This window comes from Streptomyces hygroscopicus subsp. hygroscopicus (assembly GCF_030269125.1).
GTDB classification, from domain to species: Bacteria; Actinomycetota; Actinomycetes; order Streptomycetales; family Streptomycetaceae; genus Streptomyces; species Streptomyces hygroscopicus_C.
The window spans coordinates 726334-751297 of sequence record NZ_BSSM01000001.1; the positions used below are offsets into that span (position 1 = coordinate 726334).

The window sequence follows — 24964 nt, forward strand, 5'->3', positions numbered from 1 at the left end:
CGCCCTCACCCCCCACCGCCACAGACGAAGACCTGCCGACCTCCCGGCCACGACCTGAAGAGACCGTGACCCGCCGGGCCAACGAGAGGAACCCCTCCCGTGCCTGCCATCAACTCCCCGTTCCTGCGCCGCGGTATGACCGTGCTCGTCGCGCTTCCCCTGCTCGCGCTCGCCGCGTGCGGCTACGGCTCGAAGGCCGCTCACGACGACACCGCGAAGGTCGCCGCCGGGGCCAAGAAGATCGACGGCCTCGACTCCGTCAGGATCGGCTACTTCCCGAACCTCACCCACGGCACCGCGCTGGTGGGACGGGAGCAGGGCCTGTTCCAGAGGGAACTGGGCGCCACCAAGGCCGATTACGCCACCTTCAACGCCGGGCCGTCCGAGATCGAGGCGCTGAACTCCGGCTCCATCGACATCGGCTGGATCGGCCCGTCCCCGGCGATCAACGGCTACACCAAGTCCGACGGCAAGAGCCTGAAGATCATCGGCGGTTCGGCGTCCGGCGGGGTCAAGCTGGTCGTGAACCCGAAGAGGATCACCTCGCTGAAGGACGTCAAGGGCAAGAGGATCGCCACCCCGCAGCTGGGCAACACGCAGGACGTGGCGTTCCTCAACTGGGCGGCGGAGCGGGGCTGGAAGATCGATCCGCAGAGCGGCGAGGGCGACGTCACGGTGGTGCGCAGCGACAACAAGGTGACCCCGGACGCGTTCAGGTCCGGTTCCGTCGACGGCGCCTGGGTGCCGGAGCCGACCGCGTCCAAGCTGGTCGCCGAGGGCGGCAAGGTGCTGCTCGACGAGTCCTCGCTGTGGCCGGGGCACAAGTTCGTGATCACCAACATCATCGTGCGGCAGGCGTTCCTCAAGGAACACCCGAAGGCGGTCGAGGCGGTCCTGAAGGCGTCCGTCGAGGCCAACAAGTGGATCAACGCCAACCCGGAGCAGGCGAAGCGGGCCGCGAACAAGCAGCTCGCGGACGACTCCGGCAAGGCACTGCCGGCCGCGGTGCTCGACCCGGCGTGGAAGTCCGTCCGGTTCACCGACGACCCGCTGGCCGCGAGCCTCGGCACGGAGGCGGCGCACGCGGTCAAGGCCGGTCTGCTGGACAAGCCCGACCTCAAGGGGATCTACGACCTGACGATCCTCAACCAGGTGCTCAAGGCCGAGGGCGACCGCCCGGTCGACGCCGCCGGCCTCGGCAGCAGCTGACGCCCGCCCGAAGACGTCCCAGGAGGTGACGACCATGGCCACGACCCTCGCCAAGGCCGCGCGGTCGGTGGAGTACGCCGCACGCCTTGAGCATGTCTCGAAGTCCTTCGCCACACCGGGCGGGTCCCAGCTCGTCCTCGACGACATCAGCCTCGATGTCGCGCCCGGCGAGTTCGTCACCCTCCTGGGTGCCTCGGGGTGCGGCAAGTCCACGCTGCTCAACCTGGTGGCGGGCCTGGACGAGCCCACCGCCGGCACCATCCGTACCGACGGCCGCCCCGCGCTGATGTTCCAGGACCACGCCCTGTTCCCCTGGCTGACCGCCGGAAAGAACATCGAACTCGCCCTCAGGCTGCGGGGGGTCCCCCGCGCCGAGCGGCGCGGCAAGGCCGAGGAACTCCTCGAACTCGTCCGCCTGGGCGGCGCGCACGGCAAACGCGTGCACGAACTGTCGGGCGGCATGCGCCAGCGGGTCGCGATGGCCCGCGCGCTCGCCCAGGAAAGCCGGCTGCTGCTGATGGACGAGCCTTTCGCGGCCCTGGACGCCATCACCCGGGACGTGCTGCACGACGAGCTGACCCGGATCTGGCAGGAGACCGGCCTGTCGGTGCTGTTCGTCACGCACAACGTGCGCGAGGCCGTGCGTCTCGCCCAGCGGGTCGTGCTGCTGTCCTCCCGGCCGGGCCGCGTGGCCCGGGAGTGGGAGGTCGGCCTCCCGCAGCCGCGCCGCATCGAGGACGCGCCCGTGGCGGAACTGTCCCTGGAGATCACCGAGGTACTGCGTGGGGAGATCCGCCGCCATGGCCAGCACTGACACGACCACCACGAACGCGCCGGCCGAGGGCAGCGTGGAAGCGGGCCTCGACGCGCTGGAGACCACGCAGTCGAGCCGTACACCGCTGCGCAGGACCCTGGTCGACAAGGTCCTGCCACCCCTGGCCGCGATCGTCGTGGTGCTGGTGGTCTGGCAGGGCCTGATCACCCTGAAGATCGTGGACGATCCGACGAAGCTGCCCACGCCGGGCGCGGTCTGGGGCGCCTTCCGGGAGGACTGGCTCCAGGGCAAGCTGCTCGGCTACATCTGGACCTCCGTCTCGCGCGGTCTGCTCGGCTTCTGCCTCGCGCTGCTGATCGGCACCCCGCTGGGGCTGCTGGTGGCGCGGGTGAGGTTCGTGCGCGCGGCCATCGGGCCGATCCTGTCCGGCCTGCAGTCGCTGCCGTCGGTCGCCTGGGTCCCGCCGGCCGTCATCTGGCTGGGCCTGGACAACTCCATGATGTACACCGTGATCCTGCTCGGCGCCGTGCCGTCCATCGCCAACGGGCTGGTCTCCGGCGTGGACCAGGTGCCCCCGCTGTTCCTGCGCGCGGGCCGCACGCTCGGCGCCACCGGCGTCAAGGGCACCTGGCACATCACCCTGCCCGCCGCCCTGCCCGGCTATGTGGCCGGCATGAAGCAGGGCTGGGCCTTCTCCTGGCGCTCGCTGATGGCCGCCGAGATCATCGCGAGCTTCCCCGACCTCGGCACCGGCCTCGGCCAGCTCCTGGAGAACGCCCGCACGGCCAGCGACATGGCCATGGTGTTCGAGGCCATCCTGCTCATCCTGTTCGTCGGCATCGCCATCGACCTGCTGATCTTCAGTCCGCTGGAGCGGTGGGTGCTGCGCAGCCGCGGCCTGCTGGTGAAGGGCTGACCGGCATGGCGGCACCCGTGCTCCTCGTCATCGCCCACGGCAGCCGCGACGCGCGGCACGCCCACGCCGTGCACGCCCTGGTCGAGCGGGTGCGGGCGCAGCGTCCCGGGCTGCGCGTGGAAACCGGCTTCCTGGACTTCAACCTGCCGTCCGTGCACGGGGTGCTGGAGTCACTGGCGGCGGAGGGTGTCCGTGACGTGGTGGCCCTGCCGCTGCTGCTCACCCGCGCCTTCCACGCCAAGGCCGACATCCCGGCGGTGCTGCGGGCGGCCCCGGCGCGGCTGCGGGTCCGGCAGGCGGAGGTGCTCGGCCCCTCGCCGCTGCTGCTCGCGGCGCTGGAGCGACGGCTGTACGAGGCCGGACTCAGCCCCGCCGACAAGTCCTCGACCGGGGTCGTGCTGGCCTCGGCGGGGTCCAGTGACCCGGAGGCGATCGCGGTGATCGCCGACATCGCGCGGGAGTGGTGGCACACCGGTTGGTGCGCCGTGCGACCCGCGTTCGCCTCCGCCTCCCTGCCGCGCACCGAGGACGCCGTACGGGAACTGCGCGCGCTCGGCTGTGCCCGGGTCGCCGTGGCGCCGTACGTCCTCGCCCCCGGCTTCCTGCCGGACCGCATCGCGCGCGGCGCGGCCGGCGCGGACGTCCTCGCCAAGGTCCTGGGACCCGCGCCGGAGGTGGCGCGACTGCTGCTGCACCGGTACGACACGGCGTGCCGCCCGCTGCTCCAGGCGCTCGGCGCCTAGTCGCCCCGGCCGTCGGCCACGGCGGGTTCGCGGGGCGTCACAGGCCGAGGGCCTGCACCAGCTGCCGGGTGTAGGCGAGGCTCGCCGTGCCGGCCGACGCCCCGATGCAGATGTCGTCCAGCGCGGAGCGGATGCGGCCGCGGTTGGGCGGCAGTCCGTCGTCGGCCGACTCCGCGAACGCCGCCTCGATGATCTGGCCCTGGCGGACGAGCCCGGGGCACTCCCTGCGCAGCGCCTCGGTGAGCCGGGCCGAGACGGCGATCAGCGCCTCCAGGGGCGGGGTGCCGTGCGTCAGGTCGAGGCCGACGAACTCACCGTAGTGGCCGGGGCCGTTGACGTGTCCGTGGTCATAGGTGCTCATGTCCAGTCCTCGCTCGTGGTCGGAGGTAGGCCGAAAATCGCCGCTCCTCCGGTTGACCCGTGTCCGTTGACGGCCGGGGACGCGGTAGCGGAAGGGCGCGCGGACGCTCCGGGACGGGGGCCTCAGGGTGTCGTTCCGGCCGCCCGGCGTGCTTCACCCTAGGGACAGCGGGACGGACTTGTCGCGTTGTTCGCGGAGCCGCCCCCTTACGGGCGAGGACGTGGTACAAGCCGCCGCGGTCCGGCGTTCCCCTGTGACGTCGGACCGCGACGGCACTCCGTTCTGCGCCCGGGGCGGCCCGGTTGTCACAGGGAAAGGTCGACTCGGCGCTCCACAGGGGCGGTTATCGGCCACGTCGGCGTTCCCCTGTTCGAACTCCGCTTCAGGGCAAGCGGACCTCGCCGGCGGCTCGGTCCCGCGCCCGCCCGGCCTCGTCGGCCATCCGGACCAGGTCGGCGAGCGGCAGGGAACCGGCGGGCCGGCGCTCGCGGGCGAAGGTGCCGGCGAGGCGCTGGAGGAGTTCGTTGAGCGGGGTCGGGACGCCGTGCAGGCGGCCGAGGAGGACGATCTCGCCGTTGAGGTAGTCCGCCTCGATGCTGCCGGTGCCGCGCACGAGGGACTGCCAGGAGGAACCGCCGCCGCGCGGGGCCCCGTCCAGCGGGACCAGGGTCACCTTGTCGCCGCGCGCCGCGCGCTGCTCCTCGGGGCTCGCGTACGCGATCCGGGCGGCGTCCAGCACGGCCTCCCCCTCGGCCCGTACCCGCGCGAACAGGGCCTCGGCGGTCTCGCCCTGTAGCGGGCCGCTCACGGCCTCCAGCGCGTTGGCGAGGTTGGCGAGCAGCTTGGCGTACTGCCAGCGGGCCACGTCGGGCACGACCGGCGCCTCGAAGTGCGCGTCGGCGAGGTCGGCGGCGATCCGGCGGGCGGTGTCGTCGGTGCCGCCCTGGGCGCGGCCCAGATGGAGGATGCCGGTGAGCGGGGTCCCCGCGGCGGAGACGACGCCGGGCTCCACGAAGGTGCAGGGCAGCCAGACGCAGACGCCGTACACCCGGCGGAAGCGGCGCAGCGCGAGCCGCGGGCCCTCCACGCCGTTCTGCAGGCAGAGCAGCGGCAGCCGTTCGCCCGCGGTACCGCCGCCGGCCACGGGGACGTCGGCCCAGGCGTCCAGGGCGGCCACGGTGTCCTGGGTCTTCACGGCGAGCAGCAGGACGTCGTCGGCACGCAGCGCGCCGAGCGCCCCGGGGCCCTCGACGGCCGGCAGCCGGTGCGTCGACTCCCCTTCCGGCACCCGCAGTCGCAGCCCGCGCTCACCGAGTGCCGTCAGATGGCTGCCGCGGGCGACGAGGACGACTTCGCGGCCGGCCTGGGCCAGCCGCCCGCCCACGGTGCCGACGACCGCTCCCGCTCCGATCACGATGTAGCGCATCGTCGGGTTCCCTCACACGTGCTCACGCCGGGGGCGCGGTCAGTTCCGCCAGTCTGACCGCGGTGTTCCAGTTCCGGCTGGTGGCGATCAGGCCCTTGGTGGTCCGCGGCCGGCTCAGCGCCTCGGCGAGCCTGGAGCGGCCGAGGCCGTCGGGGGCGTACAGGTAGAGGCAGCGGTCGCCGAGGCGGAACTCCTCGGGGAGGTGGGCGACCTGGTCGAGGTGCGCGTAGCGGTCGGCCGTGACGGCGGCGGAGAAGTAGGTGACGTGCAGTTGCCTGCCCTCCAGTTCGGCGGCCGGGAAGGGGCAGTCGCGCACCACCGCGGCCAGGTAGGCGTGGTCGCGCACGAGCACGTCCACCGTGAAGCCGAAGCGTTCCTCGATGGCCCGGGTCAACTCGCCTGCCAGGGAGTCCTCGTCACCGTGCTCGGCGGTGAACACCGCCTGGCCGCTCTGGAGATGGGTGCGGACGTCACGGTGTCCGAGGTCGCCGAGCAGCGCGCGCAGGTCGGCCATCGGGAGCTTCCGGTTGCCGCTGACGTTGATCCCGCGCAACAGCGCCGCATAGGTCGTCACACCGTCAGCTTAGAGCGGCCGTCGTGCCCCGTGGGGGCGGGCACGACGACCGGGGCCCGGCCCCGGGGGGCGGGCTGCGCGAAACAATGCCCGTTCGGCGGGGGGCGGATCAACCTCTGCACGCAGCTGTGACTTGTTCAACAAGCTTTCGTCATCACAAAGTGGATCTCTGACGGCGGAACGGACATCCCATGACGCCCGGCGGGCGCGGGCCGGCGCGGGTGGGAGACTGACCGGGGGGAACGGCAGGTGCCGGGTCCCCGGACAGCGGCTCGGAAGACGGCGGCACGGAGGCACCACGATGGACGAGGCACGGGCACGGGACGTACTGGCCGCGGCGGGAGTACCCGCGGTCGCGGCCGGTGACGCGACTCTGCTCGCGCTCGGCGAGAACGCGGTGTTCGCCGCCGGCGACCTGGTCGTCAAGGTGGGGCGTGACGCCGAGCTGCTGGACCGGGCGCGGCGCGAGGTGCGCGTCGCCGGCTGGCTCGCGGAGGCGGGCGTGCCCGCGGTGCGGGCGGCCGAGCCGGAACCGCGGCTGGTCGGGGGCCACCCGGTGACCGTGTGGCACCGGCTGCCCGGCGCCGTGCGACCCGCCGAGCCGCGCGACCTGGCCGAGCTGCTGCGGCTCGTGCACGCGCTGCCCGACGCCCCGTTCGCGCTGCCGCCCCGGGAGCTGCTGGGCGGGGTGGAGCGCTGGCTGCGGCTCGCGGACGGGGCCATCGACCCCGAGGACGCGGCCTATCTGCGCGAGCGCCGGGACGGCTTCGCGGCGGCCGCGGCGGCGCTGACACCCCGTCTGACGCCGGGCCCCGTCCATGGCGACGCGCTGCCCCGCAATGTGCACATCGGGCCCGAGGGGCCGGTCCTGGTCGACCTGGAGACCTTCTCCGCCGACCTGCGCGAGCACGACCTGGTGGTGATGGTCCTCTCCCGCGACCGGTACGGGCTGCCGGCCGCGTCGTACGACGCCTTCACCGCGGCCTACGGCTGGGACGTGCGCGAGTGGGAGGGCTGCTCGGTGCTGCGCGGCGCCCGCGAGACCGCCAGCTGCGCCTGGGTCGCCCAGCACGCGCCGAGCAATCCCAAGGCCCTGGCCGAGTTCCGCCGCAGGGTGGCGTCCCTGCGGGACGGGGACGAGTCGGTGCGCTGGTATCCGTTCTGATCCGGCGCCGTCGCCGGAATCCCGACGGCCCCCTCACACCGCCTCGGCCGTCAGCTCCCGCAGCGGCCACATCCCGTCCACCACCGCCGTCGCGTCGCCCTTGCGGCGCAGGAAGTCCTGGAAGTCGGCCGCCCATGCGGCGTACCACTCGATCTGCCTGCGGTGCAGTTCCGCCGGGCCGAGGGCGGCGATCTTCGGGTGGCGGACGGCTATCGCGGCGGCCAGGCGGGCCGCCGCGAGGGCGTCCGCGGACGCGTCGTGCGCCGCGTCCAGGACCGTGCCGTACTCCGCGCAGACCGCTTCCAGGTTCCGCTTGCCGCGACGGTAGCGGTCCACCCAGCGGTCGATGGTGTACGGGTCGATCACCGGGGCGGGAGCGAGCCCGCCGAGGCGGTCGGCGAGGGACGGCAGTCCGTGGCGGCGCAGTTCGGCGGAGAGCAGGGTGAGGTCGAAGGCCGCGTTGTAGGCGACGACCGGGACGCCCGCCCTCCAGTACGACACCAGCGCCTCGGCGATGGCGTCGGCCACCCGGTCGGCGGGTCGGCCCTCGGCCGCCGCCCGCTCGTTGCTGATCCCGTGCACGGCGACCGCGTCGGCCGGGATCTCCACACCCGGATCGGCCAGCCACTCCCGGTGGCCCAGCTGCTCACCCGCTCTGACCTCGATCACCGCGCCGGTGACGATGCGTGCCTCGCGCGGATCCGTGCCGGTCGTCTCCAGGTCGAAGCCGACCAGCAGCTCCTGGTGCCAGCCCATGGGCGGTCCCCCTTCTCGATGGTGCGTCCCCCGGTGTTCTCCACCCTCGCACGGGGCACTGACAATCAGAGGCCCGCGTTCCGCTTCTCCCGGGGACACTTCAGGACACAGGACGCGAATCCGTCCAAGCCAGCTCGAATTCCTCACGGTAGGTCGGGAAGAGCCCGGCCTCGCCCGCGTCGTCCGAGGTGACCAGTCGGCTGCCGTTGCGCAGCACCAGGACCGGGGACTCCATGCCCCGCGCCCCGCGCAGATAGGACTGCACCACGGCGACGCCGTCGGCTCCGTCGCCGTCCACCAGGTAGGCCGTGAAGCGCGGCGTCTCGTCGTACACCTGGATCTCGAAGGCGCCCGGGTCGCGCAGCCGGGCGCGCACCCGGCGCATGTGCAGGATGTTCATCTCGACGGATCGGCTCAGTTCGCCCCGTTTCATCCCGAGTTCGCGCTCGCGGCGCTTGACCGAGCTGGAGGCGGGGTTGAGGAAGAGCAGCCGGACCCGGCAGCCGGACTCGGCGAGCCGGACCAGGCGCCGCCCGGAGAAGTTCTGCACCAGCAGGTTGAGGCCGATGCCGATGGCGTCCAGGCGGCGGGCGCCGCCGAAGATGTCCTCGGCCGGGAACTGGCGCATCAGCCGCACCCGGTCGGAGTGCACGGCGACCACGTCGGCGTACCGGTCGCCGACCAGGTCCTCGACCGCGTCGACCGGCAGCCGGCGCGCGGAGGGCACGTCGGCGCCCGCGCCGAGCATCTCCAGGAGCCGGGCCGAGGCGCGCTCCGCCTGGCCGAGCACCGCCTCGGACAGGGCGCGGTTGCGGGAGACGACATTGCGCGTCACCTCCAGCTCGTCCAGGGCGAGTTCGAGGTCGCGGCGCTCGTCGAAGTACGGCTCGAAGCAGGGCCAGTGCTGCACCATCAGCTCGCGCAGCTGGGGCAACGTCAGGAAGCTGAGCACGTTGTCGTCGGCCGGGTCGAGCAAGTAGCCCTTGCGGCGGCTGACCTCGCGGACCGCGACCGCGCGCTGCACCCATTCCTGGCCGGCCGGTCCGGCGGCGGCGACCACCCACTCGTCGCCGTGCACCGGCTCGTACACGGGGCGCAGGACGGCGGCGACGACCGAACGCAGCCGCTGTTCCACGAGGTTCAGCCAGATGTAGGCCCGGCCGGCCCGCTGGGCGCGGGTGCGCACCTCGTGCCAGGCGTCGGCGCCCCAGTCCAGCTCCGGTCCGATGGACCCCGCGTCCATCGGCCGCGCCAGGGACACCGCGCCGGGCGGGACGTCCGGGGAGTTCCCCTCGTGACCCTCGTCACCAGGGGGCAGCTCCAGCCCTCCCGAGCCCACCCGTGCACCGCCTTCCGTCCCCGGGCCTTTCCCGTCTCAACGATCAAGGAAGGGTACTCCGGGAGCGCCGCGCGGTGCAGCCGGATGGACAGGTCGGTTCTCCGCCTGCTTTGCTCAACTGCTTGGCTTTTCCGGGTCGTTCCCCGCCGTCGGCGCACGGGGAGTGAGCGGTTTCATAGCCGTGGGTACCCGGCCCGGCCCGTTCCTGCTTTCGGGGAGACTTCGTGCCGTCGCGCGGACCGGCCCCCGGGCGGGCCGCCCACCTGGGAGAGTCGTGTCCATGCAGGTCTGGCCTGGCGAGGCGTATCCGCTCGGCGCCACCTATGACGGCGCCGGTACCAACTTCGCGGTCTTCACGGAGGCCGCGGACCGAGTGGAGCTGTGTCTGCTGCACGACGACGGCTCGGAGACGGCGGTGGAACTGCGCGAGAGCGACGCGTTCGTGCGGCACGCGTACGTGCCGGGGGTGATGCCGGGGCAGCGGTACGGGTTCCGGGTGCACGGCCCCTACGACCCCGGGCGCGGGCTGCGCTGCAACGCGGCGAAGCTGCTGCTCGACCCGTACGCGAAGGCGGTCGGCGGCTCGGTCCGGTGGGGCGAGGAGGTGTACGGCTACCACTTCGACGCGCCCGAGCGGCGCAACGACCTGGACTCGGCGCCGCACACCATGGCCTCGGTCGTGATCAACCCGTACTTCGACTGGGGCGACGACCGGCCGCCGCGCACCGAGTACCACCACACGGTGATCTACGAGGCCCACGTCAAGGGCCTGACCATGCGTCACCCGGCCCTTCCGGAGGAACTGCGCGGCACGTACGCGGGACTCGCCCACCCGGCGGTCATCGAGCACCTGACCAAGCTCGGGGTGACCGCGCTCGAACTCATGCCCGTGCACCAGTTCGTGAACGACCACCGGCTGGTGGACCTGGGCCTGAGCAACTACTGGGGCTACAACACCATCGGCTTCTTCGCCCCGCACAACGCGTACGCCTCCTGGGGCGACCGCGGCCAGCAGGTGCTGGAGTTCAAGTCGGCGGTCCGGGCCCTGCACGAGGCCGGGATCGAGGTCATCCTGGACGTCGTGTACAACCACACCGCCGAGGGCAACCACCTGGGCCCGACGCTGTCCTTCAAGGGCATCGACAACCCCTCGTACTACCGGCTCGCGGACGATCCCCGCTACTACACGGACACCACCGGAACCGGCAACTCGCTGCTGATGCGCTCCCCGCACGTGCTCCAGATGATCATGGACTCGCTGCGCTACTGGGTCACCGAGATGCACGTCGACGGCTTCCGCTTCGACCTCGCCGCAACGCTGGCCCGGCAGTTCCACGAGGTGGACCGGCTGTCCTCGTTCTTCGACCTGGTGCAGCAGGACCCGGTGGTCTCCCAGGTGAAGCTGATCGCCGAACCCTGGGACGTGGGCGAGGGCGGCTACCAGGTGGGCAACTTCCCGCCGCTGTGGACCGAGTGGAACGGCAAGTACCGCGACACCGTGCGCGACCTGTGGCGCGGCGAACCGCGCACGCTCGCGGAGTTCGCCTCCCGGCTGACCGGCTCCTCCGACCTCTACCAGGACGACGGCCGCCGCCCGCTGGCCTCCATCAACTTCGTCACCTGCCACGACGGCTTCACCCTGCGCGACCTGGTGTCGTACGACGAGAAGCACAACGAGGCCAACGGGGAGGGCAACCGGGACGGCGAAGGCCACAACCGGTCCTGGAACTGCGGTGCGGAGGGGGACACCGGCGATCCGGGCGTGCTCGCGCTGCGCGACCGCCAGACGCGCAACTTCCTCGCCACGCTGATGCTGTCCCAGGGCGTGCCGATGATCAGTCACGGCGACGAGTTCGCCCGCACCCAGCGCGGCAACAACAACGCCTACTGCCAGGACAACGAACTGTCCTGGCTGCACTGGCCCGAGGACGGCGGGGAGCTGCTGGAGTTCCTGCGCACGATGGTGTGGCTGCGCCGCGACCACCCCGTGCTGCGCCGCCGCCGCTTCTTCCACGGCCGTCCGGTGGAGGGCACCCACGACGAGCTGTCCGACATCGCGTGGTTCACCCCCGAGGGCGCGGAGATGACCCAGCGGGACTGGAACTCGGCGCGGGCGTCCGCGCTGACGGTGTTCCTCAACGGCAACGCCATCTCCGAACCGGGTCCGCGCGGGGAACGGATCACCGACGACTCCTTCCTGCTGATGTTCAACGCCTCGCCGGGGCCGCTGGACTTCCGGGTACCCGTGCACCACGGCCGGCAGTGGCGGGTGGTCGTCGACACGGCCCGCCCGGAAGGGATCGCGCCGGGCTCGGGGCCGAAGGTGGGGGCGGGCGACCGGCTGGTGCTGGACGACCGCAGCCTCACGGTCCTCCAGCGGCCGGCGTAGGACGGCGGGGGCGGATTGGGCCATGTGGGCGAGCGGACGTGGGCCGCCTCGCCCACCGGCCCCGCCCCGGTGACACGAAACGCTCCGGGACGGGTACGTAGGTCCCCATGACCTCTGCGCGACCCGGACCGGGGGTGCCCACGGCCACCTACCGGCTTCAGCTCCAGCCCGCCTTCCCGTTCTCCGCCGCCGCGGCGGCCGTCCCGTACCTGGCGTCGCTCGGCGTCTCCCATCTGCACCTGTCCCCCGTCCTGGAGGCCGTCCCCGGCTCCACGCACGGCTACGACGTCGTGGACCACTCCCGCGTCCGTGCCGAGCTCGGCGGCGAGGAGGGACTGCGGGCACTGTCCAGGACCGCCCGGGAGCACGGCCTGGGCCTGGTGCTCGACATCGTGCCCAACCACATGGCGACGGCACCCCGGTACAACCGCGCCCTGTGGGAGGTGCTGCGCGAGGGTCCCGAGTCGCCGTACGCGCGCTGGTTCGACATCGACTGGGACGCCGGGGGCGGCCGGCTGCTGCTGCCGGTGCTGGGCGGCCCGCTCGGCGCCGAGCTGGAGCACCTGGCGGTCGAGGGCGACGTGCTGCGCTGCCGCGACCACGTCCTGCCGCTCCGCGCCGGCACCGCGCACCTGCCGCTGCCCGAGCTGCTGGACGCCCAGTGGTACCGCCCGGTGTGGTGGCGACTGGCCCGCACCGAGCTGAACTACCGCCGGTTCTTCAGCATCTCGGAGCTGATCGGGGTGCGGGTCGAGGACCCCGGGGTGTTCGACGCGACCCACGCCAAGATCCTCCAGCTCCTGGACGAGGGCGTGGCCGACGGGCTGCGCGTCGACCACCCCGACGGACTCGCCGACCCCGACGCCTACCTCGCCCGGCTGCACGAGGCGAGCGGCGGCCGCTGGACGGTGGTCGAGAAGATCCTCGCCGACGACGAGCACCTACCCGCCTCCTGGCCGGTCGCGGGCACCACCGGCTATGACGCCCTGCGCCGGATCGACGGCCTGTTCACGGACCCGGACGGCGCGTTCGAGCTCCTCACGGAGTACCGCCGGTTCGCGGCCCCGCAGGCGGACCGGGGCGGCGTCTGGGACGCCACGGCGCGCCGGGCCGCCTACAAGGTGCTCACGCACGAGCTGGCCACCGAGACGGAGCGGCTCACCCGGGTCGCCGCCCGGCTGTGCGCCACCTCGCCGGACCTCGCGCTGCGCGACCGGGCGCCCTGGGCCTTGCGCACGGCCCTGGAGGAACTCCTGGTCCGCATGCGGGTGTACCGGCCGTACGCCTGCGGGGACGCGGCCGCCGTCATCACCGAGCAGGCCGCCGAGGAGGCCCGGCTCGCCTTCGTGGTGCCCGAGGAGGCGACGGCCGTCGACCTCGTGCGCCGGCTGCTCGTGGAGCCGCCCGGCGACCCGGCCGCGCCGGACCACGCCGACCGGCTGGAGCTGCGTACCCGGTTCGCGCAGACGGCCTCGGCGCTGCGGGCCAAGTCCGTGGAGGACACGGCGTTCTACCGCTACGTGCCGCTGCTGTCGGCGACCGAGGTGGGCGGCGACCCGGGCAGGCCCGGCGTGTCCCCGCGCGAGTTCCACGCGTACTGCGCCCGCGTCCAGCACGACCGGCCGCTCACCGGTACGGCGGTCACCACGCACGACACCAAACGCAGCGCCGACGTCCGCGCCGCCCTCGCCGTCCTCACCGAATGCCCCGGCCGCTGGGCGGAGCTGGTCGCCGAGGTGACCCGCTCCGAGGAGGGCACACCGGACGGGCAGCTGGTCTGGGCGGCCTGGCAGACGGTGTTCGGACTGGGGCCCGCCGAGGAGGAGCGGGTACGGCGGTACCTGCTGAAGCATGTGCGCGAGGCCGGCATGTACACCAGCTGGACCGAGCGCGAGGCGCCGTACGAGGAGGCGGTGGCCGCCTTCGTCACGGCCGGCCCCTGCGGTCCGCCCGGCGAACGCGTGGCCGCCTTCCGCAAGTCGCTGGAGCCGCACATCCGTGCCAACGTCCTCGGCACGGCGCTGGTGCACCTGACGATGCCGGGGGTTCCGGACGTCTACCAGGGCGCCGAGGGCGAGTTCCGGGCGCTGGTGGACCCGGACAACCGTGCGGCCGTGAGTCCGCCGCCGCAGACGCCCGACGAGAAGGCGGCGTTGACGCGGGCGGCACTGCGGCTGCGCGCCCGCAGGCCCGATGCCTTCGGCGCGTCCGGGTCGTACGAGCCGCTGGCCGCCGAGGGCGCTGCGGCGGAGCACTGCACGGCCTTCACCCGCTCCGGGGAGGTGATCACGGCGGTGACCCGCCTGTCGCTGCGGCTCGCCGAGTCGGGCGGCTGGCGGGACACGCGCCTGCCGCTGCCGCCCGGACGGTGGGCGGACGTGCTGGCACCGGGCCGGGAGTACCGCGGTCGTGTACGACTCGCCGATCTCTTCGGCCCCTCGCCGGTGGCGCTGATGGAGCGGGTCCCGCAGGGGTGAGGGTCGCTCCGCCGTGCCGCCCCGGGAGGGCGCCCGCGGCGGGCCACAGGGCGCGCGGCAGCTCCACGAAGGCGGCCGGCGCCGCGCGGGCGTGGACGGCCGGCGGGCGCCGCCGGGCCGGGTCGGGGTGAGGAGCACGGAGTCCTCGCCGACGGCGCCGCGCAGGAGGTGGGCGGGCGCGGCGCACACCCCGGCCCCGTCGGCGGCCGTCCGCACGGCCGTCGAGGACCGCTCGGTCCACACGGCGGTGCGGGGCGTGCACCCGGCCCGGCCACAGGCCCGGTCGAGGAAGCGGGCGCCGTGCACGACGGGCTCCGAGGCGCAGCGGATCCAGGCCCGGTCGGCCGGTCCGGGCGGCGTCACCGCCGTGCGGCCCGCGAGCCGGTCGTCGAACGGCCCCACCGGGACGATCTCCTCCGCCCCGGCCGGCAACACGGTCACGGTCGCCCGACGGGCGCCGGGCCGACGGCCGGGTCGGCGGTGCCCCGCAGGCGGTGGGCGAGGTGTTCCCGACGCTCGCGGGGCGCGGGCCGCACCGGCGGTGAGCACGCCGAATGCGGTGGCCACGGCTCCGGTTGGCACGTGGCCCCGGGGTGTTCGGCCGGATGCTTGACAGCCACCCCGCGTCGTGCGGGACTGGGAGGGCGAAGCAGGGCGGACGAATCGGGGGTGAGTCTCCTGCCGGAGCTGCGCTATCCCAGCGTTCCCGAACTGGTGGCCTCCGCACGGGCGTTGGCCGCCTCGGAACCCGGGCTGTGCGCGCTGCGCCAGGTGGGCCTCTCGCGCGCGGGCCGACCACTGCACCTGCTGTCGGTCGGGCACGCGCGGCGCTCGGTGCTGGTGGTGGCGGGCGCGCACGCCAACGAGCCGACGGGCGGCTCGACTCTGCGGGTGCTGGCCCGACGGGTGCTGGCCGAACGCGAGTTGCGCACCGGCACCTCCTGGCACTTCCTGCTGTGCGCGGACCCGGACGGCGCCGCCCTGCATGTCACCCCGGCGCCGCACAGCCTGCTCGACTACCACCTCGGCTTCTACCGGCCCACGGGCGCCGAGCAGCCGGAGTGGTCGCCGTCCGTGCTGCCCCCGGACCGGCTGCCGCCCGAGACCCGGGCGCTGACCGGCGTGATCGACGAGCTGCGCCCCTACCTCCAGGTGACCCTGCACGGCACCGATCTGGGCGGCAGCTGGGTGCAGTTGACCCGGGACGTGCCCGGTCTCGCGGAGCCGTTCGCCAAGTCGGCGGCGCAGTTGCACATCCCGGTGGAGACGGGCGCCTCGGACGCGGCGGGCTGGCCGACGTCCGGGCCCGGGGTGCATGTGATGCCGGGGCCGGAGACGGGCGCGGCCTACCCGAGCATGCCGGACGACGCCCGGCGCAGCACCTGGTACCACGTCCACCGCTACGGGGGGCTCACCGCCGTGGTGGAGGTGCCGATGTGGGCCAGCGACCTGGTGGACGACCCGGCGCCGCACCCGGCACCGGCGGCCGCGATGCGGCGGCTGGCCCGGCGGCTGCTGCGGGACGCGCTGGAGGTGGAGCGGGTGCTGGCCGAGGCACTGCCCCGGCTCGACGGCGCCGACGGGCCGCTGCTGCGGGCCGCGCGCTGGGCGCTGGAGCTGATCCCGGGCCTGGCCGAGGACTGGACGCACACCCCGCCGGCCGCCACGACGATGGCCTACGTGGGCAGCGTGGACGCCTTCGGGCGGCGGCTGCCGCTGCGCGCGGCCGCGATGCTGCTGCGGGTGCTCCGGGAGGCCGACGACCGGGCGGCGCCGGACCTCCAGCGGCTCGTCGCCGCCTGGTCCGACTCCTTCGCCCGGCGCTTCCGGGCCCGCTGGGTGCCGCTGGACCACCAGGTGGAGCACCAGTCCCGCACGGTGCTGATGGCGGCCCAGCAGGCCCGGGAGCAGGCCGAGCGGTAGGCCGCCGGTCAGTCGTCCAGGGCGAAGACGGCCCCCGTCCGCGCCCGCAGCTCACAGGAATTGGTGTACGTCCTGCGGAAGTCGACGATCCGGCCGTTCCAGCGGCCCCGCGCGGTGGCGGTGACCGGGGAGTAGATCCGCGGGCAGAACACCTTGCGGGCCGGGACGCGGTCGATGTCACCGCGGGCGGCGGCCAGTTCGGCGCAGGCCTCGGCCGCGTACGGGTGGCCCCGGGGCGGCAGGCAGCGCAGCAGGGCGCTGTCGGCCCGGTCGCCCGAGCGGGTGATCGTCAGGTGCAGCCGGCCGGCGCCCGGAGGGGCCGCCGCCTGGGCCGGGCCCGCCGCGAGGAGACCGGCGGCGGCCAGGAGTACGCCGGCGGCCGCTGTCGCTCTGGTGAAGTACGTCATGCCCGTTGCATCGGCAGGGCGCCCCCCGTTCCGCAGGGCGGGTCACCCGTTCGAACGACCACGGCCGATGGTGCCGCAGGCGCGCTCAGCTCACCGACAGCCGGTACGCCACCCGCCCGAACGCCACCTGGTCGCCCGCCCGGACGGCGACCGCGCCGATCACCCGGCGGCCGTTGACGGTGGTGCCGTTGGTGGAGCCGAGGTCCCGCAGGATCCACAGGCCGCCCTGGTGGCTGAGTTCGGCGTGCACCCGGGAGACCGTCTCGTGGGTCAGGCGCAGCCCGTTGCCCGGGTCTCGGCCTATGCGCAGCGGGCGGGTGTGGGCCGGCCCCGGCAGCAGCAGCTTGGGCAGCCGCTCGGCCTGCCAGGCGCGGCGCAGTCGTACCGTGAATCCGGAGACGGCCTCCACGGTGCCGAAGACCGCGCGGGAGAAGCGGTTCTCGCGGGGCAGGTCGGCGACGAGGACGGCGAGTTCGTCGGCGTGGCGCGCGGCGAGCGCCAGTTCCATGCGGCGCAGGAACGTGTCGTGCGACAGGCGGCCCTTGGCCGCGCCGTCCCGCAGCACCTCCAGCGCCGCTTCCCGCTCCGCGTCGGACAGCCGCGCGGACGCCGGGGCCGGGGCGGTGGAGAACTCGAAGGACGACGTCACGCCTGTGATTGTCGGTCAGCGGACGGCGGGTGTCCAGAAAACGGGTAATCGGCGTCCCCGCGCGGCGACTTCCACGCCACCCGCCGGGAAGCGCGCCACGACACCTGGGGGAAAGGCCCCGATTCGAAGGCGGATCGAGCGCCCGGCCGGGCACGATGGGGAGGCGGGACATCACGGTGAGCAGACGAAGGGGAACCGTCCGTGCAGTTCGAGGTGTGGGCACCGCAGGCAGACCGAGTGACGCTCTGGTGCGAGGGCGTCGAGCACGCGTTGGCGCGCGATCCCGGGCGCGCGGGCTGGTGGAGAGGGGAGGCCGAGGCGGGCGACGGCGCCCGGTACGGGTTCGCGCTGGACGACGGTCCGGTCCTGCCCGACCCGCGCTCGCGCCGGCAGCCGGACGGCCCGGACGGGCTCAGCGCGGTGGTGGACCAGGAGCGGTACGCGTGGCGCACCCCGTGGCCCGGCCGGGAGCTGCCGGGTGCGGTGCTCTACGAGCTGCACGTGGGCACGTACACCCCCGAGGGCACCCTGGAGGCGGCGGCGGCCCGTCTCCCGCATCTGGTGGAACTGGGCGTCAGCCACGTCGAGTTGATGCCGGTGTGCCCGTTCCCCGGGCGGAACGGCTGGGGCTACGACGGGTTCTCGCCGTGGGCGGTGCACGAGCCGTACGGCGGCCCCGAGGCGCTGAAGCGGTTCGTGGACCGGGCGCACGAACTGGGACTCGGCGTCGTACTGGACGTCGTGCACAACCACTTGGGGCCCTCGGGGAACCATCTCCCGTCCTTCGGACCGTACTTCACCGACACGCACACCACGCCGTGGGGCGCCGCGGTGAACCTGGACGCGCCGGGTTCGGACGAGGTGCGCGCGTTCCTCGTCGGCAGCGCGCTGGCGTGGCTGCGGGACTTCCGGCTCGACGGGCTGCGGCTGGACGCGGTGCACGCGCTGTACGACACCCGGGCCCGCCACTTCCTGGAGGAGCTGTCGGCGGCCGTGGACGAGCTCGCGGCGGAGCTGGACCGGCCGCTGTTCCTGATCGCCGAGTCCGATCTCAACAACCCCCGTTTCATCGCGCCGCGCACGGAGAACGGGCTCGGGCTGCACGCGCAGTGGAACGACGACTTCCACCACGCCCTGCACACCGCGCTGACCGGCGAGTCCCAGGGCTACTACGCGGACTTCGCGCGGGCGCCGTTCGCCGCGCTGGCCAAGACGCTGACCGGAGGGTACTTCCACGACGGCACGTACTCCAGCTTCCGCGGCCGGCACCACGGCCGTCCGCTGGACCGCGCGCGGGTCGCCGGGCACCGGCTCCTCGGCTACGCCCAGACCCACGACCAGATCGGCAACCGCGCCCAGGGCGACCGGCTCTCCGCCCACCTCTCCCCCGGCCTGCTGGCCTGCGCGGCGACGCTGGTGCTGACCGCGCCGTTCACGCCGATGCTGTTCATGGGCGAGGAGTGGGCGGCCGGCACGCCCTGGCAGTACTTCACCGACCACACCGACCCCGAACTGGCCGAGGCGGTACGACGCGGCCGCCGACGGGAGTTCACGGCGCACGGCTGGGCCGAGGAGGACGTACCGGACCCGCAGGACCCGGCGACCCGGGACCGCTCGTGCCTCGACTGGTCGGAGCCCGCACGCCCGCCGCACGCGCGGGTGCTGGACTGGTACCGCCGGCTGATCGCCCTGCGCCGCGACCAGCCGGACCTCACCGACCCCGACCTCGCCGACACCAAGGTGGCCTACGACGAGGAGGCCCGCTGGCTGGCCTTCCGGCGCGGCGACGTACGGGTCGCGGTGAACCTCGGCAAGGAACCGGCCGCCATCCCGATGGGCCCCCGCCCGGCCCTGCTGCTCGCCGCGTGGGAGCCGGTGGACCCCCCGGGCCCGGACGGCCTGCTCCACCTCCCCGGGGAGTCCTGCGTGGTACTCACCCAGCCCTGAGACGGGGACGCACCCCGACACGGGACCCCCCGAACCCGGCACGCGGACGCGCCCCCGGGGGACGGGAGCGCGCCCCGGACGGAACACCCCCAGGCTGAAGCGCGCCCCAGACAGGAGCGCGCTCCGAGGCGGGCGCGACCGTCAGGGCTCCTCCCCCGCCGTCTTGAAGTCCGTCACCCGCTCCAGCAGGATCGGCTCCCACGCCCGGCGCAGCTGGGTGCGCAGCAGCGTCGGGTCGCCGGGGGCCCGGCCGTCGAGGTGCTCCATGAGGCGCAGGACCGTGTCGCAGCGGGCGAGCCACAGTCCGCGCAGGCAGGGGCGGGCGCCGTAGCCGGCGAGGGTGGCCGCGCGGACGGCGGCCGGGGAGCCGACGGCGACGGCGAGTCCCGCGATGTCCTCGGCGGGGTCGCCGAGCGCCGCCTCGGTCCAGTCCAGGATGCCGCGCACCCGCCCGTCGGCGCTGACCACCACGTGTTCGCCCGTCAGCCCGTGGTGGGTGAGCACGGCGACACCGGGCTGGGCGGCCAGCTGGGCCGCGCCGGCCGGGGTGAGCTGGTACATCGGCGCGGCGTCGAACTCGTCGGCGGCGGCGAGCCGTTCCGCCGCGTGCACCGCCATCCGGCGCAGCGCCTCCAGCGAGCGCGGCGCGACGCGCGGCACGCCGAGCGACTCGGCCTGCCGTACCGGCACCGCGTGCAACCCCGCGAGCAGCCCGGCGAGATCGGCCTCCCCGGCCGCCGACACCTCGTGCTCCTCGGCGGTGCCGCCGGGCACCACGGTGTCGAGGGTGCAGGCGAGGCCGGGCGCCCAGTCTGCGCGCGCGACGCTGACCGGCACGGCGACCGGGACGTGCGGGCGGACCAGGGCGCGCAGCCGCAGCTCCCGGCGGCGGCGGGCGGACGCCTCCCGGTCGGGGGCGAGGCGCAGCACCTGGCGGGTGCCGACCCACCAGGTGTAGTCGTGCCCCTCCCGCACGGGCCGGACGTCGGGTCCGTCGCCCTCCGGGCCTTCCTTGAGCAGCGAACGGACCAGCTGGCGGACGGTGTCCGCGGTGGGGGTCGGTGCCTCGGTCATGGGTCGCGCGTTGCCGTTCCGGGTGTCGTCGGGTTCGGTCTCCCTGGGCCCGCCTGGGCCGTCAGTCCACTATGACCATCTCGCGGGTGGTGTTGTTGAGGCGGCGGCCGCCGTCCTCGGTCACCGTGACGATGTCCTCGATGCGCACCCCGAACCGGCCGGGCAGATAGATGCCGGGCTCCACGGAGAAGCACATGCCGGGCACCAGCGGCAGTTCCTCGCCCTCGATCATGTAGGGCGGCTCGTGCGTGGTGACGCCGATACCGTGCCCGGTGCGGTGGATGAAGTACTCGCCGTACCCGGCGTCGGCGATCACCGCGCGGGCCGCCCGGTCGACCTCCTGGCAGGCCACGCCCGGCCGTACCGCCTGGTAGCCGGCCTCCTGGGCGGCGCGCACGATGTCGTGGACCCGGCGCTCCTCCTCCGTGGGCTCGCCGACGTGCACGGTGCGCGTGGTGTCCGAGCCGTAGCCGTCCTTGAGGCCGCCGAAGTCGAGGACGACCATGTCGCCGCGCTGGATGACGCGGTCGCCGACCTCGTGGTGCGGGTTGGCGCCGTTGGGTCCGGAGCCGACGATGGTGAAGTCGACCTGGGAGTGGCCGAAGCGGCGCAGCAGCGCGGCGAGGTCATGGCCGACGTCCGACTCGCGGCGCCCGGCGAAGGGCACCTTGCGGATCTCCTCGAACGCGGTGTCGGCCGCGGCCCCGGCGGCCGCGAGCAGCTCCACCTCGGCGGCGTCCTTGACCGCGCGCAGCATCGGCAGGGCGTCCGTGAGGGCGGCGTACGAGCTGTCGGGCAGGGTGCGCTGGAGGCCGAGGACGTGCATCCCCCAGGTGTTGTCGCTGATGCCGTAGCGGCCGCGGCCGTCGAGCAGGTCGGCGGTGACGGCGTAGGGGTCCTTGCCGTCGGTCCAGTCGCGCAGCGTCAGCGCCTCGCCGGCCGCGGAGTTCTCGGCGTCCGGGGCCTCCAGGGTGGGGACGACCAGCACGGGGTCCTGGCCGGGGGCGAGGACCAGCAGGGTGAGCCGCTCGGTGACGGCGGTGGGGGTGTAACCGGTCAGCCACACCATGTCCGGGCCGGGTGCCACGAGCAGCCCGGCGAGACCGGCGTCGGCCGCGGCGCGCGCGGCGCGCTCCATACGGGCCTTGTGGTCGGCTGCGCTGAAGGGCGTGGTCGTACTACCGGTCATCCGGGCCTCCGGGCGGATCTCGCTGGTCGGGCAGGTGCCGGGACGCGCGGGCGGCGCCCCCGGGCAGCATCCTGCCCGCCCGGACCGGGCCACGCGACCCGATCGGACGATCCCACGATCGCGGCACGCGCGGCACACGTCCACGCGGGACACGTCCGCACGGGACGGGGCCCGGGGGTCGGCAGGACGGTCCGCATACGGCCATGATGACTCGCCGGAACCCTGCTGACCAGCGAATTTCACGTGTCCGGCGGCGTCCTCCGCGGGCCGGCGGACCGCTGGGCCCACCGTCCCCGGCACCGGCGTCGACTGCCGGCAGCCGCCACCGCGGTGACGCACGGTGGTGGCGGGCGGGGCCACCGGAGCACGTCCGTCCTGCCCGTCGCCGGCGTTCCCCGCGTCTTCGGGCGGGAAGCCGACGCGGCCCGCGGGCCGGGAATCTCCTGGGGATCCGCTCGGGCACCGGGCTAGGCTGGCGGCACGATCCGGAACAGGGGGGCGGACGGTGGCCGGCGGGTTCGACGCGCACGAGAGACGGATGTGGGCGGGCGCGGCCGAGGCGTACGCGGGGAGCTTTGCGGCCCTGTGCGCGGCGACGGCCGAGGCGTTGCTGGACGCGGCCGAGGTCGGTGCCGGGACGCGCGTGCTGGACGTGGGGACCGGGCCGGGCACGGTCGCGGCGGCGGCGTTGTCCCGGGGCGCCGGGGTCGTGGCGGTGGACGCCGAGCCGGGCATGGTGGCGCTGGCGGCCGCGAACGCCCCCGGGGCCGAGGTCCGGCACGCGGTGCTGCCCGAGCTTCCCTTCCCGGACGACTCGTTCGACGCCGCGGTGGCCAACTTCGTGCTCAACCACGTGGAGGACCCGTGGGCGGCCCTGATCGAGCTGCGCCGGGTGGTCCGTCCGGGTGGGCGGCTCGCGGCGACGATCTGGCACGGCACGAGCAACGAGGCGATGTCCTTGTTCGACCTTGCGCTGGACGAAGCCGGTGTGGAGCGCCCGGTGTTCCCGGCCCCGCCGGACTTCGCCCGGACCGCCGAGGGCCTTCGTGGACTGCTGGAGCAGTCGGGGTGGGCCGAGGTGGTCGGCGAAGAGGTTGCCTGGACGCATCGGGAGGACCCGGAGGTCTGGTGGTCCGGGCCAGCCCGCGGGGTGGCCCACAGGGGTCTGGTGGTGACCGGCCAGACACCCGGGACGGTCGCCCGGATCAAGTCCGCCTACGACCGGTTGGTGGGCGAGCGGGTGGCGGAGGACGGCTTGATCGACCTTCCCGCCGTGGCGCTGCTGGCATCCGGCCGGCGCTAGGGGATCGCGGGGTTCGCGTCCGACGGAGACCGGCCGGAGGCCGACGGAGGGGCGGTCACCACGGACGCCCCCCGCACCGGCCCCGGACCGCCGTCGACCCAGCCCGTCCGGTCGGGCCGGCTCGGTTCAGCCCAGGGCGGGGACCGGCGGCGCGGGCGTCCGGTCCGGCAGGAAGCCATGGGCGCGCCGTGCCAGCCAGGCGTCCTTGTAACGGTCTACGTTCCGGTGCCAGTTGAGGATGCCCGCCAGCCAGTTCCGCAGGTCGAGGACGTACCCGTCCATCGCCTCGCGCGCCTCCCGCGACAGCTCGAAGTCGTCGTACAGCACGGGCAGTTCGTGGGCGACGACGTGCTCGAACTGCCGCATGCGCTGGGTGGTCAGGTCGTGTACGACGCCGAGCGCGGTCGGGTAGTCGATGCCGAAGAAGTTCTGCACGACCAGGACGGCGTTGTGGATCTCGCCCTCGTACTCGATCTCCTTCTGGTACGAGAAGATGTCGTTGAGCAGGCAGGCGTAGTCGATGGCGGCGTTCTCCAGGGAGCGCACCGGGCCGCTGCGGTAGACCTCGGGCGGGATCGCGGGACCGCGGCCCATCCGGCACAGGCTCAGGGTGAGGTCGGAGCCGAAGGTGGAGCGGCGCATCTCCAGGTAGTCGACCGGGTCGGGGACGCGGTTCTGCAACTGGTTGGACAGCTCCCACACCCAGCTCTCGGTCATGGTGTCCACGGCGGCCCTGAGGGTGCGCCGCTGGTCGGCGCTCATCCCGGCGGTGGTGCGGGCCCACAGGTCGATCAGGGAACGCTCCATGGCGTTGCCGGGCACGAGCGCGGGGCCGCCCTCGATCGGCATGCAGGCCGACAGCCGGGCGGTGGTCAGGCGGGCGGCGGCGAGGTCCCTGCGGTGGCCGTACACCAGCGGGTAGTAGTCGTCGCCGTACGTGCCGAAGGCGAGCCACTGGGCGCTGAGGTCGAGGGCCTCGGGGGTGGCGTCGGGGTCGAGTCCCGCGGAGCACAGGGCGAGGTCGTAGGCGCGCAGCTTGTCCTCGTCCCAGACACCCTCCCGGAGGATGCCGATCCGGTCGCACCAGGTGCGCAGGTTGCGGCGGGCGGCGTCGAGGTGGGGGCTGAGCTCCAGGGCGAACGGCATGTGGAACTCGGGCAGGATCGAGGGGCCGACCTTCTGGTAGGGCACGTGCGTGTAGGCGCGCAGGCGCTCCTGCGCCGCGGCGGCGAGCAGGGCGCCGACGTGGGCGGCGGAGGTGCCGGGCCCGCTCGGGAACCGCCAGGGCGACTCGCTCCGCGCGCCCTTGTTCATGTAGCGGCTGGAGCGCATGTGCCATTCGTGGCCGCCGCTCTGCCAGTCCTGGAGTCCCTTGGTGTAGGCGGCGATCGCGGCCGTCTCGGCCGGGGTGAGGCCGTTCTCCAGGGCGAGGGCGGGCACCTCGGTGAGCGCGGTGTGCTCGAACTGGTGCAGGCGCGAGGTCAGGATGTCGTTGACGGTGTCGGCGGCCTGCTGGGTGGTGCAGCCGAAGAAGGTCTCCAGGACGAGCACGCCGTTGCTGTTCTCGCCCTCGTCCTCCACCTCGCGCTGGTAGGAGAACAGGTCGTTGCGCAGGTGGACGGCGTCGGCGAAGGTCTCCAGGAGCACCCGCAGCGGCCGGGTCCCGGCGACGGCGGCGGGCACCTCCGCGGTCGCGTACTCCACGAGCCCGGCGGACCAGGGCGCGCCGCCCACCTTGCGGCGCATCTCGATGTATTCGACGGGGTTGGCGATCCGCCCCTCGTTGATGTTGGACAGCTCCCACATCGACTCGTTGAGCAGGTGCTCGGTGGCGACGGAGAAGCGGCGGCGCCAGTCCTCGGACATCGCGGGCACCGTCCGCGCCCACAGGTCCTTCAGACCGGCCTCGACCGGGTTCTCCGGCTCGGGCACGGGAGCGGCGGGGTCGACCGGCATGAAGAGCGGCAGCCGGTCGAGGTGGGCCTTGCCGGCGGCGCGGTCCTGGGTGCGCTTGAACATGTCCAGGAAGTGGTCGTCGAAGAAGAACACCCACACGTACCAGTCGGTGATCAGCGACAGGGCGGGTCCGTCGCAGTCGGGGTGGGTGTAGGCGCACAGCAGTCCGTAGTCGTGCGCCTCCAGGTCGGCCTGGTCCCAGACCCCGGAGCCCTCCAGCATGCCCATCTCGCGCGCCCACGCGGTCGAATGGGCGCGGGCCTCGTCGAGGTGCGGGTTGAGCCGCGCGGGATACGGCATGTAGAAGTGCGGGAGTTCGAACGGCTGCGTCATGGCCGGGCCCTACCCGCGGCCCTGAACGCCCATCCGCCGCACGGGACATGATC

Annotated in this window: 20 protein-coding genes; 10 read left to right on the forward strand and 10 right to left on the reverse strand. The window is 73.9% G+C overall.

Annotation, left to right across the window (positions count from 1 at the left end; genetic code table 11):
• Positions 1-99 precede the first annotated feature (99 nt).
• The 4 genes from QSK45_RS03045 to QSK45_RS03060 are packed head-to-tail and all read left to right on the forward strand — an operon-like array spanning position 100 to position 3643.
• A complete protein-coding gene (locus QSK45_RS03045) occupies positions 100-1209 on the forward strand; it encodes an aliphatic sulfonate ABC transporter substrate-binding protein (RefSeq protein ID WP_285552907.1) in 1110 nt (369 codons plus the stop codon).
• Between the two features lie 34 nt (positions 1210-1243).
• Positions 1244-2023: an ABC transporter ATP-binding protein gene (locus tag QSK45_RS03050; protein WP_285552909.1), complete on the forward strand. Its 780-nt coding sequence runs from the start codon at positions 1244-1246 to the stop codon at positions 2021-2023.
• Positions 2010-2900, forward strand: coding sequence for an ABC transporter permease (locus QSK45_RS03055; RefSeq protein WP_285552911.1), 891 nt, complete (start codon positions 2010-2012; stop codon positions 2898-2900). Before QSK45_RS03050 ends, QSK45_RS03055 begins: the two co-directional genes overlap by 14 nt.
• A 5-nt stretch (positions 2901-2905) precedes the next feature.
• Complete coding sequence (locus tag QSK45_RS03060) at positions 2906-3643, forward strand: sirohydrochlorin chelatase (RefSeq protein ID WP_285552913.1); 738 nt, start codon at positions 2906-2908, stop codon at positions 3641-3643.
• Between the two features lie 37 nt (positions 3644-3680).
• Here the strand turns inward: QSK45_RS03060 and QSK45_RS03065 are convergent, their stop codons facing one another.
• From QSK45_RS03065 to QSK45_RS03075, 3 genes are all read right to left on the reverse strand, one after another.
• Complete coding sequence (locus QSK45_RS03065) at positions 3681-4004, reverse strand: hypothetical protein (protein ID WP_285552914.1); 324 nt, start codon at positions 4002-4004, stop codon at positions 3681-3683.
• A 382-nt stretch (positions 4005-4386) separates the two neighbouring features.
• Positions 4387-5430: a ketopantoate reductase family protein gene (locus QSK45_RS03070; protein WP_285552915.1), complete on the reverse strand. Its 1044-nt coding sequence runs from the start codon at positions 5428-5430 to the stop codon at positions 4387-4389.
• A gap of 22 nt (positions 5431-5452) precedes the next feature.
• Positions 5453-6004 (reverse strand): DUF1697 domain-containing protein, encoded by a 552-nt coding sequence (locus tag QSK45_RS03075; RefSeq protein ID WP_285552916.1) that lies wholly within the window; start codon positions 6002-6004, stop codon positions 5453-5455.
• 301 nt (positions 6005-6305) lie between these two features.
• Here QSK45_RS03075 and QSK45_RS03080 point away from each other — a divergent pair, with 301 nt between their 5' ends.
• Positions 6306-7169: a phosphotransferase enzyme family protein gene (locus QSK45_RS03080; RefSeq protein WP_285552918.1), complete on the forward strand. Its 864-nt coding sequence runs from the start codon at positions 6306-6308 to the stop codon at positions 7167-7169.
• A gap of 33 nt (positions 7170-7202) precedes the next feature.
• On the opposite strand, the gene QSK45_RS03085 is transcribed toward QSK45_RS03080, so the two are convergent.
• Positions 7203-7925, reverse strand: a complete 723-nt coding sequence (locus tag QSK45_RS03085) for a 3'-5' exonuclease (RefSeq protein ID WP_285552920.1) — start codon at positions 7923-7925, stop codon at positions 7203-7205.
• A 100-nt stretch (positions 7926-8025) separates the two neighbouring features.
• Positions 8026-9264, reverse strand: a complete 1239-nt coding sequence (locus QSK45_RS03090) for a DUF5919 domain-containing protein (protein ID WP_285552922.1) — start codon at positions 9262-9264, stop codon at positions 8026-8028.
• Between the two features lie 280 nt (positions 9265-9544).
• Between QSK45_RS03090 and glgX the strand changes: the two genes are divergently transcribed.
• The 3 genes from glgX to QSK45_RS03110 all read left to right on the forward strand — a co-directional run bounded on the left by glgX (position 9545) and on the right by QSK45_RS03110 (position 16053).
• A complete protein-coding gene (gene glgX, locus QSK45_RS03095) occupies positions 9545-11653 on the forward strand; it encodes a glycogen debranching protein GlgX (protein WP_285552924.1) in 2109 nt (702 codons plus the stop codon).
• Positions 11654-11760: 107 nt separating this feature from the next.
• Positions 11761-14130, forward strand: coding sequence for a malto-oligosyltrehalose synthase (treY, locus tag QSK45_RS03100; RefSeq protein WP_285552925.1), 2370 nt, complete (start codon positions 11761-11763; stop codon positions 14128-14130).
• Between the two features lie 669 nt (positions 14131-14799).
• A complete protein-coding gene (locus QSK45_RS03110) occupies positions 14800-16053 on the forward strand; it encodes a M14 family zinc carboxypeptidase (protein ID WP_285552927.1) in 1254 nt (417 codons plus the stop codon).
• 8 nt (positions 16054-16061) lie between these two features.
• On the opposite strand, the gene QSK45_RS03115 is transcribed toward QSK45_RS03110, so the two are convergent.
• Both QSK45_RS03115 and QSK45_RS03120 read right to left on the reverse strand, forming a co-directional pair.
• Positions 16062-16460 carry an SSI family serine proteinase inhibitor gene (locus QSK45_RS03115; protein WP_285552929.1) on the reverse strand — a complete coding sequence of 133 codons (399 nt, stop codon included), beginning with the start codon at positions 16458-16460 and terminating at the stop codon, positions 16062-16064.
• A gap of 85 nt (positions 16461-16545) precedes the next feature.
• A complete protein-coding gene (locus QSK45_RS03120; RefSeq protein ID WP_285552932.1) occupies positions 16546-17109 on the reverse strand; it encodes an FHA domain-containing protein in 564 nt (187 codons plus the stop codon).
• Between the two features lie 201 nt (positions 17110-17310).
• Here QSK45_RS03120 and treZ point away from each other — a divergent pair, with 201 nt between their 5' ends.
• Positions 17311-19056, forward strand: a complete 1746-nt coding sequence (treZ, locus tag QSK45_RS03125; protein ID WP_285552934.1) for a malto-oligosyltrehalose trehalohydrolase — start codon at positions 17311-17313, stop codon at positions 19054-19056.
• A gap of 141 nt (positions 19057-19197) precedes the next feature.
• Here the strand turns inward: treZ and QSK45_RS03130 are convergent, their stop codons facing one another.
• On the reverse strand, positions 19198-20130 hold the full coding sequence (locus QSK45_RS03130) for a phosphotransferase (protein WP_285552935.1): 933 nt from the start codon (positions 20128-20130) through the stop codon (positions 19198-19200).
• A 61-nt stretch (positions 20131-20191) separates the two neighbouring features.
• Positions 20192-21319: a M24 family metallopeptidase gene (locus QSK45_RS03135; protein WP_285552937.1), complete on the reverse strand. Its 1128-nt coding sequence runs from the start codon at positions 21317-21319 to the stop codon at positions 20192-20194.
• 505 nt (positions 21320-21824) lie between these two features.
• Between QSK45_RS03135 and QSK45_RS03140 the strand changes: the two genes are divergently transcribed.
• Complete coding sequence (locus QSK45_RS03140; protein WP_490993498.1) at positions 21825-22622, forward strand: class I SAM-dependent methyltransferase; 798 nt, start codon at positions 21825-21827, stop codon at positions 22620-22622.
• Between the two features lie 126 nt (positions 22623-22748).
• Here the strand turns inward: QSK45_RS03140 and cyc2 are convergent, their stop codons facing one another.
• Positions 22749-24911, reverse strand: a complete 2163-nt coding sequence (cyc2, locus tag QSK45_RS03145) for a germacradienol/geosmin synthase Cyc2 (protein WP_285552938.1) — start codon at positions 24909-24911, stop codon at positions 22749-22751.
• Between the last annotated feature and the right edge of the window lie 53 nt (positions 24912-24964).

What these genes read in the sequence shown, in the direction of transcription:
- QSK45_RS03070 (WP_285552915.1), bottom strand. Translation starts at nt 5,430, where the DNA reads ATGCGCTACATCGTGATCGGAGCGGGAGCGGTCGTCGGCACCGTGGGC.
- glgX (WP_285552924.1), top strand. Translation starts at nt 9,545, where the DNA reads ATGCAGGTCTGGCCTGGCGAGGCGTATCCGCTCGGCGCCACCTATGAC.
- cyc2 (WP_285552938.1), bottom strand. Translation starts at nt 24,911, where the DNA reads ATGACGCAGCCGTTCGAACTCCCGCACTTCTACATGCCGTATCCCGCG.
- QSK45_RS03130 (WP_285552935.1), bottom strand. Translation starts at nt 20,130, where the DNA reads ATGACCGAGGCACCGACCCCCACCGCGGACACCGTCCGCCAGCTGGTC.
- QSK45_RS03050 (WP_285552909.1), top strand. Translation starts at nt 1,244, where the DNA reads ATGGCCACGACCCTCGCCAAGGCCGCGCGGTCGGTGGAGTACGCCGCA.
- QSK45_RS03085 (WP_285552920.1), bottom strand. Translation starts at nt 7,925, where the DNA reads ATGGGCTGGCACCAGGAGCTGCTGGTCGGCTTCGACCTGGAGACGACC.
- QSK45_RS03115 (WP_285552929.1), bottom strand. Translation starts at nt 16,460, where the DNA reads ATGACGTACTTCACCAGAGCGACAGCGGCCGCCGGCGTACTCCTGGCC.
- QSK45_RS03060 (WP_285552913.1), top strand. Translation starts at nt 2,906, where the DNA reads ATGGCGGCACCCGTGCTCCTCGTCATCGCCCACGGCAGCCGCGACGCG.
- QSK45_RS03080 (WP_285552918.1), top strand. Translation starts at nt 6,306, where the DNA reads ATGGACGAGGCACGGGCACGGGACGTACTGGCCGCGGCGGGAGTACCC.
- QSK45_RS03065 (WP_285552914.1), bottom strand. Translation starts at nt 4,004, where the DNA reads ATGAGCACCTATGACCACGGACACGTCAACGGCCCCGGCCACTACGGT.
- QSK45_RS03135 (WP_285552937.1), bottom strand. Translation starts at nt 21,319, where the DNA reads ATGACCGGTAGTACGACCACGCCCTTCAGCGCAGCCGACCACAAGGCC.
- treY (WP_285552925.1), top strand. Translation starts at nt 11,761, where the DNA reads ATGACCTCTGCGCGACCCGGACCGGGGGTGCCCACGGCCACCTACCGG.
- QSK45_RS03055 (WP_285552911.1), top strand. Translation starts at nt 2,010, where the DNA reads ATGGCCAGCACTGACACGACCACCACGAACGCGCCGGCCGAGGGCAGC.